The following is a 15,128-nucleotide window of genomic DNA, read 5'->3' on the forward strand; positions in this document are numbered from 1 at the left end:
GCTCCAGGGTACGGCGGTGTCCTCGCCGCCATCGTGCAGCGCGTCCGCGACAACGCCGATCACCACTCCTGGATCGCGGCCCACTCGCCCAGAACCCACGTCACCGACGAACTACCGTTCGCTGACCCGAGTGGGACCACAGCGGACGCGGGCTGCCCAAAGAGGCGCGGTCTCGCCTGCGGGATGCAGGTCGGTCCCGGGTGACCGACAGTGGATCAGGCCGCACCTTCGTGTTCGCACCATCGCGCGTCTTCGCGTTCACAGCGTCACAGGGAGTCACCTCAAGGAGAAGCCATTCGCGCCGCCGGCGCCGGACCTGGTCGGCATCGTGGACGAGCGCTCCGCCTGATCGCCGACGGGAGCGTCCCGACGATGCCCCGCGTGGCGAGCGGGAGCCGTGCCGAGATCACAGGAAGGAACGAGATGACCGCCAACGAATTCGATCAGATGTTCCCGCTCGGGGAGAAGAACGACGCCTTCGCGCAGTACTTCATCGGGCAGAGCTACCTGGCGCCGCTCGCCTCGGGGAGCGTCCCGGTCAGCAACGTCTCCTTCGAGCCGGGATGCCGGAACAACTGGCACATCCACCACGGCACGGGCGGCGGCGGGGACCAGATCCTGCTGTGCACGGCGGGCAGCGGCTGGTATCAGGCCGAGGGCGAGGATCCCGTCGGCATGGAGCCGGGAACCGTGGTCCGCGTCCCGGCGGGCACGAAGCACTGGCACGGTGCGAAGGCCGACGCGTGGTTCTCCCACCTGGCCTTCATCACGCCGGGCGAGGACGTCAGCAACGAATGGCTCGAGCCGGTCACCGACGAGGTGTACGGCAGGCTGCCGAAGAACGGAGCGAACGCATGAGCATCCTGGACGAGACGTACACCCTGGCGAACGGCGTCGAGATCCCCAAGCTGGGGCTCGGCACCTGGTTCATCGACGACGACAAGGCGGCCGACGCGGTCCGCGCGGCCGTGGAGACCGGCTACCGCAACATCGACACCGCCCAGGCGTACGGCAACGAGCGCGGTGTCGGCGAGGGTGTGCGCACCTCGGAGGTCTCCCGCGACGCGCTGTTCGTCTCGACCAAGCTCGCGGCGGAGATCAAGGACTACGACCGGGCACGCGCAGCGATCGACGGCTCTCTGGAGAAGCTGGGCCTGGAGTACGTCGACCTGATGCTGATCCACAGCCCGCAGCCGTGGAACGACTTCCGCGGCGGCGACTACGCCGAGGGCAACCGCGAGGCCTGGCGCGCCCTGGAGGACGCCCACCGGGCCGGCACGCTCCGGTCCATCGGCGTCTCCAACTTCCAGCAGCACGACCTGGACAACCTCCTGCGGGGCGCGACCGTCACCCCGCACGTCAACCAGTTGCTCGTGCACGCCGGCAACACCCCCTCCGACCTCCTGGCCTACTGCGAGAGCCGGCGGATCCTCGTCGAGGCGTACTCACCGATCGCCCACGGCGCGATCCTGAAGAACGCCGAGGTCCGGGCGATGGCCGAGAAGTACGGGGTGTCCGTCCCCCAGCTGTGCATCCGCTACACCCTCCAGCTGGGCACCGTGTCGCTGCCGAAGACGGCGAACCCCGAGCACATGCGCTCCAACGCCGAGGTCGGCTTCGAGATCTCCGGCGACGACATGGACACCCTTCGCGACCTGCGTGACGTGGACTACGGCGAGCACAGCGTCTTCCCCGTCTACAGCGGCAAGTGACCTCGGACTCCGCCGGAAGCCGGAATGCGGCAACCGAGGGGGCAGGCGGCAGCCGGGGGCGCTTCAGCCCCTCGGAGCCGGGCTGCCGCCGTCGGCCGGGCCGCCCGGACTTCCGACCCCCCGGCCCTGGTAGATGTCCGGGATGCCGTCGGCGTCGCTGTCCACGTCCTCCGCCTCGCAGAGTTCCCGGTAGAGCCGGTTGCGGCGGCGCAGCAGCGCTGCCGCGACGGCGGCGGAGAGCACGGAGGCGAGCAGGACGGCAGCCTTCACCTCGTCGCCCAGCGCGGTGCCGGGAAAGGCGAGGTCCCCGATGAGGAGGGCCACGGTGAACCCGATGCCCCCCAGCGTCGCGAGCCCGAACACATCAGCCCAGGCGAGATCGGGATTGAGCCGCGCCCGCGTGTACCGGACCGCGAGGTACGTGCCCGCGAAGATGCCCACCGTCTTGCCGACCGTGAGGCCGAGCACGACACCCAGCGTCTCCGGCCGGGTGAACACGTCCGCGAACGCTTTCGCGGAGACGTCGATACCGGCGGCGAACAGGGCGAACAGCGGTACGGCCACACTGGCGGAGAACGGGTGGAGCACGTGCTGGGTACGAGCGGCGGGCGACGCCTCCTCGCCCTTGTCCGGCGTGGTGCGCAGGATCAGCCCCATGGCCACTCCGGCGACCGTGGCGTGGACACCGCTGTTGTACGTCAGCGCCCAGACGACGATTCCCAGCGGCGCGTACCACCACCAGCCCTTCACCCGCCTGCGCTGCAGGACGAAGAAGACGACCAGACCGATCACGGCACCGCCCAGCGCGAAGAGGTTCAGGTCGCTGGTGAAGAAGACCGCGATGACCAGGATCGCGCCCAGGTCGTCGACCACCGCGAGCGTGAGGAGGAAAGCCCTCAGCGCCGCGGGCAGGTGCGTGCTGATGACGGCCAGGACGGCAAGCGCGAACGCGATGTCCGTCGCCATCGGCACGGCCCAGCCGTCGTGCGAGCCGCCGCCTGCGCCGGACACCGTGAGATAGACGGCCGCGGGCACGATCATGCCGCTTGCGGCGGCGATGACCGGCAGGGCGGCCGTCGCCGGCGTACGCAGCTCCCCCGAGACCATCTCGCGCTTCAGTTCGATGCCCGCGATCAGGAAGAACACCGAGAGCAGGCCGTCCGAGGTCCAGTGCCCGACCGACAGGTCGAGTCCCAGCGCGGGCACGCCGAAGTGGAAGTCGCGGACCTGCTCGTAGACCTCCCGCCAGGGACTGTTCGCCCAGACCAGCGCCACCACGGCGGCGCCGAGCAGGGCGAGCCCGCCGACGGTCTCGGCTCGCAGAGCGCTGGCGATGGCCTGACGCTCGGGCCAGGGCAGAACGCCCAGGAAGCGCGGACGCGGACCGGTGCTCACAGAAGGACCTCCGAGTGGACGAGACGGCGGGGGCGTGGAGCTCTTCTCCACACCCCCGGACTTCCCGCCTCACCAGGCAACTCTTGACTCATTCCTCACACCGTAACCCGGGCCGCGCGAGCGGCAGCGCTCCTGACGCCCCGGCCGGACCTGCTGCACGGGACCACGAGAAGCGGGTGAGCCCCCGGTCAGGGCAGGCGCTGTCCGGGGGCGGCGTCCAGGCGTACGAGGGTGAGGGAAGGCCCTGCCCCCGGGTCCGCGGGGGCAACGTCGGGGCCGGGGGTTCCCGGAGTGCGGCGGAGCCGTCGCCCGGCGCGGGGCGGCTGGTGGGAGGTCCCCGTCATGGTCTTCTCGGCTTCGTCGTCGTCGAGAAGATGGGCGGTGACGGCGTAGTGGCGGTTGCGGACCTGGATCGTGGTCAGGGGCAGCGCGTCGAGGTCCTGGTACCAGGCCGCATCGGGCGTGGAGGCCAGGAGCCAGTGGCCTCGCTTCGCGTCGTACGCCATGACCTTCAGCGCCGTGTGCCGGATGTCGCCGCTGCTCCGGTCGGTGTGGTGCAGGAGCAGGTGGTGGCGGCCGAGAACCGGCCCGAGACCCACGCGGTACAGGGCCACGGGCAACCGTGCGAGCCATCCGCGCCAGCCGTCGCGCGGAAGGGGGGCACGGAGGCCACTGTTTCGTGCTGACGTCATCGAGCCGCCTCCTCTGGCTGCTCAGGGGAAACCGATTGCGTAACGGAAGCCGCACCTGACCTTTAGCTTGAGCAATCTTTGCATAATCTAAAGCTCAGTCGTCAAGATGTTGTCGTTCCGCTGGGAGTGCAGTGATCACTGAGAAGCAAAGGGAGAGCAGGCTGGTGCTGTCCTGGTTGCCGATCGTGGTGATGGCGGTCGTGGCCGCGGTGGACCTCGCCGCCGGTCCGGAGGGCGGCTTCCTTCCGCTGGTGTCGCTGGGCCCCGCCTTCGCCGGGCTGATCGGCACCTGGCGGCGTACCGCTCTCATCGGCTGCGTCGCGCTGCTGCTGTGCGTCGGCCTGGGCCTGTACGACGGGCTGTTCGACACGCGTCGCGGTTACACGGCGATGGCCTCGGTGGCCGGGGTGACGCTGGCCGGGGTCCTGGCCGCCGGGTCGCGGATGCGCCGGGAGGCGGAGCTGGCCGGGGTGCGCTCGATCGCCGAGGTGGCCCAGAGCGTGCTGCAGCGGCCCGTGCCCCGCCATGTCGGCGGGCTGAGAGTGGCTGTCTCGTACACGTCCGCGGTCGCGGAGTCACGCATCGGCGGCGATCTGTACGAGGCGGTGGCGTCTCCGCACGGCGTCCGCGTCATCGTCGGGGACGTCCAGGGCAAGGGTCTCGCCGCCGTGGAGACGGCGGCATCCGTCCTCGGTGTGTTCCGGGAGGCTGCGTACGAGGAGCCCGATCTGGCCATGGTCGCGGCGCGGCTGGAGCGTACCGTGGCCCGCGAGGCGGACGGAGAGAAGTTCGTGACCGCCATCCTCGCCGAGATCGACACGGAGCAGCGGTCCGCGGTCTTCCTGAACTGCGGCCACCCCCCGCCGATGATCGTCCGCAAGGACGGTTCCGTCGACTTCCCCCGCCCTCCCGCCTACGCACTGCCGCTGGGGCTGGGCATGCACGGCGGTGAGACCCCCCAGCCGCACCGGTGCGAGTTCGCTCCGGGCGACCGCCTCCTCCTCTACACCGACGGGGTCACCGAAGCCCGTGGCGCCGACGGAGACTTCTACCCCCTCGGGGAGCGAGCCGGGCTGCTGCGCACCTCGGACGCCGGGGAAGGCCTCGAAGCGTTGCGCGCGGACGTCGTGCGTCATGCGAACGGCCCCCTCCACGACGACGCGGCGATGGTCCTCCTGCGCCACCGGAGGCGGTGAGGCATGGGCCCCGGGGTGCGTGGTACGCGCCGCGTCGAGAGCAGGATAGAAAGGTGCCATGGCCAGGAAAGTGGCTCCGGCGGAGCGTATGGACGATGTGGACGCGGTGACCCAGGCGGTGCTGACGGCTTCGCGACTGCTGGTCGCGGTGTCGGCGCGCTCGCTGGCGGAGGTCGAGGAGCGGGTGACGCTGCCGCAGTTCCGGATGCTGGTGGTCCTCTCCTCGCGTGGGGCGACCAAGCTCGTCACGCTGGCGGAGCTGCTGGGGGTGGCGCCCTCGACGGCGATGCGCATGGTCGACCGGCTGATCACGGCGGGACTCGCGGACCGTCAGACCAACCCGGACAACCGGCGCGAGACCCTGCTGCGGCTCACTGCCGAAGGGAGCCGCGCGGTGGAGGACGTCACGGCACGCCGGCGCCGGGAGATCGCTTCGATCGTCTCGCGCCTCGCGCCGCGCCAGCGCACGGCGCTGATCGACGCGCTCACCGACTTCAACGAGGCGGGCGGCGAGCAGCCGGCGCCGCTGCCGGACGAGGGCCCCGGCCTCCATCCGCTGGGCTGGGGCGAAGCAGCAGGCTGACCAGGAGCGTCATCGGGTGTGCTGCTCCGCCTGCGCGACGAGAGGAGATCCGGACAGCATGAATCGTCCCCCCGCGGGCTCGTCCGCACGATGGGGCCGGGCGCGAGGAGCGCAGGGCGTCGCCCGCCGATCGACCGCGGCCGGGGCCGGAGCGGATCTGCCGCCTCCCGTGATCGTGCACACCGCACACGAGGACGGCGGCCGGTATGTCACGGTTCGGGGCAAGCAACTCGGTCTGGCCCGTTCGGTCTCCGAGGTCATCGATCTCCTGTGCTCGGTGGGGATCGATCTCGACGTCGAGGAGATCGCCACACCGGCCCTGATCGAGTGGCGGGGCGGAGGACCCGACCGTTGGTGACGGAAGCCCCGGCCCGCGCTCCTGCCGGGTTCGCCTCGGACGCCCGTGCCTCGTGCCACTAGGATGCGGTGAACGCGTCGCACGGCGCGCTGGTGTGCCGGGAAGGCTGGTCGGCGTCGACGGGACAGCCGTCCTTTCGGCAGGCGGACACCGGAGAGCGCGAGGGTGGGACACACGTCTCATTCCGCCCGATGATCTCCGGTGGACACGAAACGGGACCGCGCGATGCAGACCTTCACCGGATTCAACGCTCTTCTGGCTGCTGCCGCGTCGACCGGCCGGACACTCGACGAGAGCGAACTGGAGCGGCTTCGGTCCTTCGGTGAGCGATCAGCCGCCGACGGGGTCACGCTCCGCGCTCTGGTCGTCGACCACCTCGCCCTGACCCGCACCGCCTGGCCCGCGAAGACGCCGAGCGCCGAGCAGGTCCTGCGGACGGTACAACGTGCTGTCGAGGCGCTCTGCGAAGGCCACGAGCGGGCGCAGCAGCTCGCTGTCCGCCACCAGGAGGCGGCACGCCGGGAATTCATCGACGACCTTCTGTACGGGCGCAGCGAGTTGGGGCCCCTGGTGGAGCGGGCGGAGCAGTTCGGGCTGCGCCTGTCTCTCGCCCATGCGGTCGCCGTCGCCGAGGGGCCGGCTCCCTATGCCGAGGGCGACGCCGTTCCCCGTGCGGTGGAGAAGGCCGTGACGCTTCGCTTCGGCGAACGCAGCATCCTGCTGACGACGAAGGACGGCCGCCTGGTCTGCATCGCGCCCGGGGACCAGCGCGACGTCCTCGCCTACTTCGCCAAGCACGCGCACGACCGGACCGACGGGGGGCGTGTGGCGATCGGGCGGCCCCACCCGGGGGCCGGCGGTGTCGTCCACTCCTACAACGAAGCCCTCCAGGCGCTCCACCTGGCGGACCGTCTCGGCCTGGAGGACCCCGTACTGCACGCGGGGGATCTCCTCGTCTACCCCGTCCTGACCCGGGACCGCCAGGCCATGGCCGACCTCGTACGGACCACGCTGGGACCGCTGCTGAAGACCCGCAACGGTCCCCAGCCGCATCTGGAGACGCTCACGGCCTACTTCGACTCGGGGTGCGTCACCACGCAGGCCGCCCGGCACCTCGCCATCAGTGTGCGCGCCCTGACCTACCGCCTGAAGCGCATCCACGAGCTGACCGGATCCGACCCCACCGACCCCCGCCACCGCTACGCCCTGCAGACGGCCGTCATCGGCGCCCGGATCCTGAACTGGCCGGAACAGAAACGCTGAGCGGCCCCGCCCCGGGACGGCCGTCGGCACGGCCGGCCCGGGGGCCTGCGCGGTGGGCGGAGGACCCAGGTCAGTGGCTGCCGGTGAGTTCTCCGGTGAGCCTTCCGTGGAGGTCGGCGCTCAGGTCGTTCAGACCGGTGATCTCCACGCTCTTGCCGCGCTGGGCGTACTTGGTCTCGATCGCGTCGAGGGCCGCCACGGAGGAGGCGTCCCAGACATGGGCCTCGGAGAGGTCGATGACGATCCTGTCCGGGTCCGCCGCGTAGTCGAACTGGCCGACGAGGTCGTTGGAGGAGGCGAAGAACAGCTCGCCGGTGACCCGGTAGACGACGGTGGTGCCGTCGGGGTCGAGGACGCTGTGCACACGGGCGATGTGGGCGACCCGCTTCGCGAAGATGACCATCGCGGTGACGGAGCCGACGACGACGCCGATGGCGAGGTTGTCGGTCGCGACCACCATGATCACGGTGATGACCATGACGGCGATCTCGCCGGCCGGCATCCGCTTCAGCGTCTGCGGGGCGATGGAGTGCCAGTCGAACGTGGCGAACGACACCATCACCATGACGGCGACCAGGGCAGCCATCGGGATGTCGGAGACGACCGGCCCGAAAACGATGCACAGGACCATCAGGAACACGCCCGCCAGGAAGGTCGAGACGCGGGTGCGGGCGCCCGACACCTTCACGTTGATCATCGTCTGGCCGATCATGGCGCAGCCGCCCATACCGCCGAAGAAGCCGGTGACGATGTTGGCGATGCCCTGGCCGACGGACTCGCGGGTCTTGGAGGAGTGGGTGTCGGTGATGTCGTCGACGAGCTTGGCGGTCATCAGCGACTCCATCAGCCCGACCAGCGCCATCGCGAAGGCGTACGGGGCGATCGTCGTCAGGGTGTCCAGCGTGAACGGGACGTCCGGCAGGCCCGGCACCGGCAGGGCGGACGGCAGAGCGCCCTTGTCTCCCACCGTCGGCACCGCGATCGAGGCCGCGACCGTGATGACGGTCAGGACGACGATCGAGACGAGGGGGGCCGGGATCACCTTGGTGATCCTCGGGAAGAACACCATCAGCACCAGCCCGCCGGCGATCAGCGGGTACACCGCCCACGGCACGTCGTGCATCTCGGGAACCTGGGCCATGAAGATCAGGATCGCGAGGGCGTTGACGAAGCCCACCATCACCGAGCGCGGGACGAACCGCATCAGCTTGGCCACCCCGAGCGCGCCCAGAGCCACCTGCATGACACCGGCGAGGATGACGGCGGCGACCAGGTAGCCGAAGCCGTGCTCGCGGTTCAGCGGGGCGACGACCAGGGCGATCGCGCCGGTGGCGGCGGAGATCATCGCGCGGCGGCCGCCGACGATCGAGATGACCACGGCCATGGTGAACGAGGCGAACAGACCGACCGCGGGGTCGACACCGGCGATGATCGAGAACGAGATCGCCTCGGGGATCAGGGCCAGGGCCACGACCAGTCCGGCCAGGACCTCGGTACGCCAGACCTTGGGGTTGTTCAGCCAGTCGGGCTTGAGACCGCGCAGTCGCGCGGCGGGAGTCACAGCAGCAGAAGACAAGGAGACGTGTACCTGTCGTGCTCGGGCACACCGCGGTCGGGCCGCAGGCGGGCGGAGGGGGTACGGGAGACCGGCCGGCGTCCCGCAGGCGGCCCAGGTCGGACCGGGAGGTCGTGGGGATGCCCGCGAGCCCGGGTGGCGCCCGGGCGGGCGGGTCATGTCCGAGGGCGAGGAGTCACGGCGGGCAGGCGGCGGCGATCGGCGTCATGGGCTCGCGCACGCTCTCTCCTGCGGGAATCGGATCTTCGCCGGGGGCGTCGTCGGCCCCGGAACGGCATCGGCGGGGCAGCCCGGCCGCCCTCGCCACCAGCAACTCTACCCTAACGTTAGAGTAGGGCCGGTGGGGTCGCACGGGACGCGGCCCGGCACCGACGAAGGGCCAGGGACACGGGCGTGGACGACAGGCAGATGCAGATCGGCGAGGTCGCCGCGCGGACGGAGCTGTCGCTGCGCACGATCCGGCACTACGAGGAGACCGGCCTGGTCATCCCCTCCGCCCGGTCCCAGGGCGGGTTCCGCCTCTACACCGAGACGGACGTCGCCCGGCTCATGGTGATCCGCCGGATGAAGCCGCTCGGCTTCACCCTGGAGCAGATGCGCGACCTCCTGGACGCCACCGATCGCCTCGACGGCGACGAGGCGCTCGACGGCGACGAGCGCGAGGCGCTCCTGGAACGGGTGCGCGGCTACCGGCAGGCCGCGGCCGAGCAGGTGGAGAAGCTGCGCGTCCAGCTGGCCCGCGCCGAGGACTTCGCCGACACCCTGGGCGCCCGACTGGAGCAGAACGCTCCCCCCGTCCACGCCCACGATCTCGGCGCCGCCTCCCGCTCGCTGCCGTAAGGGCTCACCGGACGATCACCCTGTACGGCGGCACGAGCCGGGCCCCGCGTCGGCACGGCAGACCCCGGACGCGGGTGCGTCCGGGGTCTGCTCCGGTGACGGACCGGTGCGCGGAGCCAAAGCCTCCGGAGGCGCGGGCCGGCCGGTCGGGCCGGTCCGCGCCCCCGGCTCAGCGGTTGCGGAGCTCGGCCAGCGTGGCGTCGAGGTCGGCGACGCGGGGGCGGTTGTGCGGCAGCCGGGCGAGCATGGCGGCCATGCCGCAGGTGTTGGTCAGGGCGGAGAAGACCAGGCCCGCGGCGATGCCCGCCGAGAGGATCTGGAAGGCCGGGTGCACCAGGACCCCGAGGAGGAGGCCGAGCAGGACGACCGTGCCGGCCGTGAAGCGGACCTGGCGCTCCATGCCCCAGACGGCACGGGCCGAGCCCTCGGGACGGTGCAGGTCGTGGCCGTCGGCGGCCCAGGCGCCCGTGCCTCCGGAGAGGGTGGCGGTCGCGACGCCGTGGTCGGCGAGCATGCGGCAGGCCTTCTCGGAGCGGGCTCCGGAGGCGCAGACGACCAGGACGTCACCGTGCTCGGCGGCCCGGCGGATGTCGGGCAGCGCGCGCTGGACCTGGTCCAGCGGGATGTTCAGGGCGCCGGGCACGTGACCGCCGGCGAACTCGCCCGGGGTGCGGACGTCGATCACGGTCAGGTCGTGCAGCCGGGTACGGGCCTCACCGGCGCCGAGGGTGGTGGGCGTGGTCATGGCAGAGTCATCCTTTTCTTTCGGCGGGCCCCCGGAAAAGGGGAGTATATTACCCCTGGGGGTATGTGATGAGGAGTGATGATGGAGCTTGATCTGGCAGGTGCGGAGCTGAAGGCCGTCCTCAACCGGCTGCGCCGCGCGCAGGGACAGATCTCCGGGGTGATCCGGATGATCGAGGAGGGCCGGGACTGCGAGGAGGTCGTCACACAGCTGGCCGCCGCGTCACGGGCACTGGACCGGGCCGGGTTCGCGATCATCGCCACCGGTCTCCAGCAGTGCATGACCGAGATGGAGGGCGGCAGCCGCACCCCCGAGGACCAGGACGAGATGCGGGGCCGGCTGGAGAAGCTGTTCCTGTCCCTGGCCTGACCGCGGGACGACGCCGGCGGGCGGTCAGACGAACACGTCGATGAGCATCACGGCCGCCACGGCCAGCAGGACGACGGCGAAGAGGCGTTGCAGGGTCTCGCCGGTGATCTTCGACGCGAGACGCCTGCCGTCCCAGGCGCCCAGGATGGCCGCGCCGGCGAAGGGGGCGATCACCTCCCACCGCAGGTCCCCGCCCGCCCCCGTGCGTGCGGTGAGCGCCGCCAGCGAGTTGACGGAGATGACCAGCAGGCTGGTCCCCACCGCCTGCTTCATCCGCAGGCCGAGCACGTCCACCAGGGCCGGGACGGCGAGGAATCCGCCGCCGACGCCGAGGAACCCGGTCACCGCTCCCAGCCCGGCCCCGGCGCCGAGCGCCTTGGCGGGGCGTATCCGCTCCGGAGGCTCGGAGCCGGAGGGGCGGAGCATGCGCACGGCGGCCAGGGCGGCGACGACGGAGAAGGCTCCGGTGAGCACCTGGGCCGGAAGCCGGCCCGCCACGGCGCCCGCGAGGAAGGCCGGCACGATGCCGGCCGCCGCGAACAGCGCGCCCGTGCGCCAGGCGACGTTGCCGTCGCGGGCGTGGGCGTGCAGCGCGGTGGCGGAGGTCGCGGCCACGATGATCAGGCTCGCCGTCGTCGCCGATGCCGGGGAGAAGCCGAGCAGGTAGATCAGGGCGGGGACCGCGAGGACGCTGCCGCCGCCGCCCAGGGCGCCGAGGGCCAGACCGACGACGGCCCCGGCGGTCAGGGCGAGTACGAGGGTGCTCACGCTATCGAGCCGCTGTTCCCGCGCTCGTCGACGACCGGGTGTCCGGCGGCGGCCCACGCGTTCATGCCGCCCTTCACGTCCGCCACGTCCGCGCCCCGTTCGGCCAGCAGCTTCGCGGCCTGCTGCGAACGGTGACCGCTGCGGCAGATCACCACCAGGGGACGCCCCTGCGCGGCGGCGGGCAGGGGCCCGCCCGCGGCCAGGGCCGTCAGCGGGGCGTGCACCGCGTCGGGGGCGTGCCCCGCCTTCCACTCGGGCGTCTCCCGCACGTCCAGCAGGACGGCTCCGTGCGGTTCACCGCCGGTGCGGGTACGCGCTTCGTCCACGGACACGCGCCTCGGGCCCTTTGGGAAGAGGAACATCGTGCACTCGCCTTTCTCTCGTCGTTCGCCCTGATACGGCCCCGGGGCGGACGGCCCCGGGGGCTGCGGGTCCGGCACAGCGGCCCCGGCGGTTCACTCAGCCGGTGACGACACGCAGCCCGGCCCGGCCGGCGGCGTCGAAGCCGTCGTCCACGGCGACCACCCGGCGGCCGGCGGCATCCAGCAGCGAGGCGGCGATGCCGGCGCGCATGCCGCCGGCGCAGTGCACCCAGACCGTGCCGTCCGGCACGTCGCCGAGGCGCCGGTGCACCTGGTGGATCGGGATGTGGACCGAGCCGGCGATCCAGCCGTCGGCGCGCTCGGAGTCGCGGCGTACGTCCAGCACCACGATGCCGTCGTGGTCCTGGTCCGCGAGGTCCGCGAACGTCGCCCGCGGGAACGAGGCCGGGCTCTCGCCCTCGCGCAGCCACGCGGCGGGAGAGCCGGTCGCCGCGGCGGCCGGCCGGTCGATGCCGACCCGCACCAGCTCACGCTGTGCCGCCGCCAGCTGCTCCGCCGTCTCGGCGAGCAGGGTCACGGGCTTCCCCCACGGAATCATCCAGGCCAGATAGGTGGCCAGCTTGCCGTCCGCCTCGAAGTTGAACGAGCCCGCCACATGGCCTTCGGCAAAGGCGATCCGGCTGCGCAGATCCACCACCCACTCCCCCGCCGCCAGGCGCGCGGCGATCTCGTGCGGGTCGGCGACGGCGGGCGGGGTCATGTCGACCGGGTCGGGTCCGCCGGCGTTGGCCGGCCCCATGTGCGCGTAGTAGGCGGGCACGTCCTCCAGCCCCGCGAGCAGGTCGGCGACGAAGGTCTCCACGTCCACGGTCAGGGCCGTGTTCCCGGCCTTCTCCTTGCCGATGGTCGTGGTCTCCCCGTCCGCCTGCGCCGAGGAGCAGAAGCTGCCGAACCCGTGGGTGGGCAGCACCTGTGTGTCGTCGGGCAGGGCGTCGGCGAGCCGGCGCGCGGAGGCGTACTGGGCCCGGGCCAGCTGTTCGGTCAGCCTCGGCTCGACCAGGTCGGGGCGGCCGACCGTACCGATCAGCAGGGAGCCGCCCGTGAAGGCGGCGACGGGGCGGTCCGCCTCCCGCAGCACGTACGCGGTGTGGTGCGGGGTATGCCCGGGCGTGGCGACGGCCGCCAGGCTCAGACCGGCGCCCGGGTCGATGTCGATCTCGTCCCCGTCGGAGACCGGAGTCCTGGCGAAGGAGACCTGCGCACCGGCGGGGACCAGGTAGACGGCGCCCGTGATCCGGGCCAGCTCAAGACCGCCGGTGACGTAGTCGTTGTGGATGTGGGTCTCCACCACGTGCGAGATCCGCACCCCCCGCCGCGCGGCGGCCGCCAGCACCTGGTCGATGTCACGGGGCGGGTCCACCGCCACCGCCGACGAGGCGCCGCCGGCGAGGTAGCTGCGATTGCCCAGACCCTCCAGGTCGATCACGTCAACGAAGAACACCGTGCTGCTCCTTCCGCGAGAAAATTACCCCCTGGGGTATGCAAACGACTCTAACACCCTTACCCCGGGGGGTATATTTCCGTGGCAGCCGTCACAGCGCGGGTACCGACCGGGTACCCGGAAACGCACGCTGACGCGAGCCGAGGAGGCAGTTCCGTGTCCTACGACCGCACCGTGACCGTGCAGGCGCCGTTCGACCAGGTGCAGCAGGACGTCCGTCGCGCCCTGGCCGACCAGGGGTTCGGCGTCCTGACCGAGATCGACGTACAGGCGACGCTCAAGGCCAAGCTCGGCCACGTCATGGAGCCCTACCTGATCCTCGGGGCCTGCAACCCGCCCCTCGCTCACCGGGCCCTGGAGGCCGACCGCTCGATCGGGCTGCTGCTGCCCTGCAACGTCGTCGTCCGGTCCGAAGGCGACCATGTGGTCGTCCAGGCCGTCGACCCCGGCACGATGGTCACCCTCACCGGCCTCGACGCCATGGAACCCGTCGCGGAGGAGGCCACACGGCTTCTCGACGCGGCTCTCGCGTCGCTCACGGCCACCGGCGGGTGAGGGGCCGGGAGCCGGCGCCGCCCACCCGGCCCCGGCGGACTACCAGCTGACCCGGAGCCACCGCGGACTGCGGGAGGTCGTGCCGGTCCGCCACACGGTCGCGTCCACCGGATCAGCGAGGCGCAGATCCGGGAAGCGGGTCGCCAGGCGGTGCAGGGCGAGCTGGAGCTCCGTACGGGCCAGCCAGGCGCCGAGGCAGTAGTGGGGTCCGGCGCCGAAGGACAGCGTGGGGGCCTCCAGCGGGGCGAGGAGGTCGTGGAGCGTGTCGGGCGGGAAGACGTCCGGGTCGCGGTTGGCCATGCCGCAGTCGGCCAGCACGATCGCACCGGCCGGGATCGTCACCCCGCCGACCTCGACGTCCGCGGCGGCGTACCGGGTGCTGCCCCGGTCGTCGCCCAGCGGCACGAGGTGGACGAGCCGGTCCGCGACCCGGCCCGCGGCGTCCTCGTCCACCCCGAGCAGGGGCCAGATCTCGCAGTGTTCGCCCAGGAGGCAGAGCAGCGCGTTGCCGAGCATGGTCATCGTGCTGTCGTGGCCGCCGACGACCAGCCCGCACACGAGACTGACCAGCTGCGCCTCGGTAACGCCCCCTTCCTCGTCGGCCACCGCGACGACACGGCTGACCAGGTCCTGCCCCGGAGCCCGGCGCCGCTCGGCGAGGAGTTCCGCACCGAAAGCGCCGAACTCCTGCAGCACACCGCCGACTTGTTCGCTCTCCTGGGTGCCGTCGGAGAAGGCGTGTTCGCTCCAGTGCCGCAGCCGGTCCCCCGTGGACGCGTCCAGGCCCATCAGCCGGCTGATCACCGCCACCGGCAGCGGGAGGGCGAACTCCGCCACCGCGTCCGCCGGTCGCGGTCGCTCCTCCAGCCGGTCGAGGAGTTCCTCGACGATCGCGGCGATCCACGGCCGCCAGCGGGCGACCGCCCTCGGGGTGAACGCCCGCCGCAGGGTGCGGCGCAGCCGCAGATGGTCGGGGCCGTCCTGGTTGAACATCAGGTCCGGGTCGTTCACGAGTTCCGGTACGCCGGAGAGGGCCGGGGCGTCGGGGGCGTACAGCCCTGCCCGGCCGAAGCGCGGGTCGCAGAGCACCTGGCGGACATCGGCGTACCGGCTGACCAGCCAGGCGGGCGTGCCGCCCGGGAGTTCGGTGCGACAGGGCGGCCCAGGTTCCTCGAAGCGCAGCCGGTGCATCGGCTCCGGAGCCGGTTCCGTGGGGTCGATGGTCATCAACGTGCCTCCGGGAACGGGTCGT

Annotated in this window: 17 protein-coding genes; 9 read left to right on the top strand and 8 right to left on the bottom strand. The window is 71.8% G+C overall.

Annotated elements, in window-relative coordinates:
- The first annotated feature begins 423 nt into the window (after positions 1 to 423).
- Positions 424 to 858, top strand: coding sequence for a cupin domain-containing protein (locus KME66_RS02420; protein ID WP_216318398.1), 435 nt, complete (start codon positions 424 to 426; stop codon positions 856 to 858).
- Positions 855 to 1,712, top strand: a complete 858-nt coding sequence (locus KME66_RS02425; RefSeq protein ID WP_216318401.1) for an aldo/keto reductase — start codon at positions 855 to 857, stop codon at positions 1,710 to 1,712. Before KME66_RS02420 ends, KME66_RS02425 begins: the two co-directional genes overlap by 4 nt.
- A 63-nt stretch (positions 1,713 to 1,775) precedes the next feature.
- Here the strand turns inward: KME66_RS02425 and nhaA are convergent, their stop codons facing one another.
- Together nhaA and KME66_RS02435 are read right to left on the bottom strand one after the other, a co-directional pair.
- Positions 1,776 to 3,107, bottom strand: a complete 1,332-nt coding sequence (gene nhaA / locus KME66_RS02430; RefSeq protein WP_216318404.1) for a Na+/H+ antiporter NhaA — start codon at positions 3,105 to 3,107, stop codon at positions 1,776 to 1,778.
- Positions 3,108 to 3,295: 188 nt separating this feature from the next.
- Positions 3,296 to 3,799 carry a nitroreductase/quinone reductase family protein gene (locus KME66_RS02435; RefSeq protein ID WP_216318408.1) on the bottom strand — a complete coding sequence of 168 codons (504 nt, stop codon included), beginning with the start codon at positions 3,797 to 3,799 and terminating at the stop codon, positions 3,296 to 3,298.
- A 191-nt stretch (positions 3,800 to 3,990) separates the two neighbouring features.
- Here KME66_RS02435 and KME66_RS02440 point away from each other — a divergent pair, with 191 nt between their 5' ends.
- From KME66_RS02440 to KME66_RS02455, 4 genes are all read left to right on the top strand, one after another.
- Positions 3,991 to 4,995 (top strand): PP2C family protein-serine/threonine phosphatase, encoded by a 1,005-nt coding sequence (locus KME66_RS02440; RefSeq protein ID WP_216329027.1) that lies wholly within the window; start codon positions 3,991 to 3,993, stop codon positions 4,993 to 4,995.
- An 88-nt stretch (positions 4,996 to 5,083) separates the two neighbouring features.
- A complete protein-coding gene (locus KME66_RS02445; protein ID WP_178379055.1) occupies positions 5,084 to 5,578 on the top strand; it encodes a MarR family winged helix-turn-helix transcriptional regulator in 495 nt (164 codons plus the stop codon).
- Positions 5,579 to 5,636: 58 nt separating this feature from the next.
- The gene (locus KME66_RS02450) at positions 5,637 to 5,936 is read left to right on the top strand and encodes a hypothetical protein (protein WP_253208210.1); all 300 of its coding nucleotides are present in this window, start codon (positions 5,637 to 5,639) and stop codon (positions 5,934 to 5,936) included.
- 225 nt (positions 5,937 to 6,161) lie between these two features.
- On the top strand, positions 6,162 to 7,199 hold the full coding sequence (locus KME66_RS02455) for a CdaR family transcriptional regulator (protein WP_216329029.1): 1,038 nt from the start codon (positions 6,162 to 6,164) through the stop codon (positions 7,197 to 7,199).
- 70 nt (positions 7,200 to 7,269) lie between these two features.
- On the opposite strand, the gene KME66_RS02460 is transcribed toward KME66_RS02455, so the two are convergent.
- Positions 7,270 to 8,775 carry a SulP family inorganic anion transporter gene (locus KME66_RS02460; protein ID WP_216318411.1) on the bottom strand — a complete coding sequence of 502 codons (1,506 nt, stop codon included), beginning with the start codon at positions 8,773 to 8,775 and terminating at the stop codon, positions 7,270 to 7,272.
- Between the two features lie 393 nt (positions 8,776 to 9,168).
- On the opposite strand from KME66_RS02460, the gene KME66_RS02465 reads away from it, so the two are divergent.
- Entirely contained in the window at positions 9,169 to 9,615 is a 447-nt protein-coding gene (locus KME66_RS02465) for a MerR family transcriptional regulator (protein ID WP_178379050.1), read from the top strand.
- Positions 9,616 to 9,784: 169 nt separating this feature from the next.
- Here KME66_RS02465 and KME66_RS02470 read toward each other — a convergent pair whose 3' ends face one another.
- Positions 9,785 to 10,360: a rhodanese-like domain-containing protein gene (locus KME66_RS02470; RefSeq protein ID WP_073223784.1), complete on the bottom strand. Its 576-nt coding sequence runs from the start codon at positions 10,358 to 10,360 to the stop codon at positions 9,785 to 9,787.
- Between the two features lie 81 nt (positions 10,361 to 10,441).
- Here KME66_RS02470 and KME66_RS02475 point away from each other — a divergent pair, with 81 nt between their 5' ends.
- On the top strand, positions 10,442 to 10,729 hold the full coding sequence (locus KME66_RS02475) for a metal-sensitive transcriptional regulator (RefSeq protein ID WP_216329032.1): 288 nt from the start codon (positions 10,442 to 10,444) through the stop codon (positions 10,727 to 10,729).
- Positions 10,730 to 10,753: 24 nt separating this feature from the next.
- Here KME66_RS02475 and KME66_RS02480 read toward each other — a convergent pair whose 3' ends face one another.
- From KME66_RS02480 to KME66_RS02490, 3 genes are all read right to left on the bottom strand, one after another.
- Entirely contained in the window at positions 10,754 to 11,497 is a 744-nt protein-coding gene (locus KME66_RS02480; RefSeq protein ID WP_216318413.1) for a sulfite exporter TauE/SafE family protein, read from the bottom strand.
- Positions 11,494 to 11,859: a rhodanese-like domain-containing protein gene (locus KME66_RS02485; protein WP_216318416.1), complete on the bottom strand. Its 366-nt coding sequence runs from the start codon at positions 11,857 to 11,859 to the stop codon at positions 11,494 to 11,496. Before KME66_RS02485 ends, KME66_RS02480 begins: the two co-directional genes overlap by 4 nt.
- A gap of 97 nt (positions 11,860 to 11,956) precedes the next feature.
- Positions 11,957 to 13,321, bottom strand: coding sequence for a rhodanese-like domain-containing protein (locus KME66_RS02490; protein WP_073223787.1), 1,365 nt, complete (start codon positions 13,319 to 13,321; stop codon positions 11,957 to 11,959).
- Positions 13,322 to 13,477: 156 nt separating this feature from the next.
- Between KME66_RS02490 and KME66_RS02495 the strand changes: the two genes are divergently transcribed.
- Positions 13,478 to 13,876 carry a DUF302 domain-containing protein gene (locus KME66_RS02495; RefSeq protein ID WP_216318419.1) on the top strand — a complete coding sequence of 133 codons (399 nt, stop codon included), beginning with the start codon at positions 13,478 to 13,480 and terminating at the stop codon, positions 13,874 to 13,876.
- A gap of 39 nt (positions 13,877 to 13,915) precedes the next feature.
- Here the strand turns inward: KME66_RS02495 and KME66_RS02500 are convergent, their stop codons facing one another.
- Complete coding sequence (locus tag KME66_RS02500) at positions 13,916 to 15,106, bottom strand: cytochrome P450 (protein WP_216318422.1); 1,191 nt, start codon at positions 15,104 to 15,106, stop codon at positions 13,916 to 13,918.
- Positions 15,107 to 15,128: the final 22 nt, after the last annotated feature.

It is taken from the genome of Streptomyces sp. YPW6 (genome assembly GCF_018866325.1).
Taxonomy (GTDB): domain Bacteria; phylum Actinomycetota; class Actinomycetes; order Streptomycetales; family Streptomycetaceae; genus Streptomyces.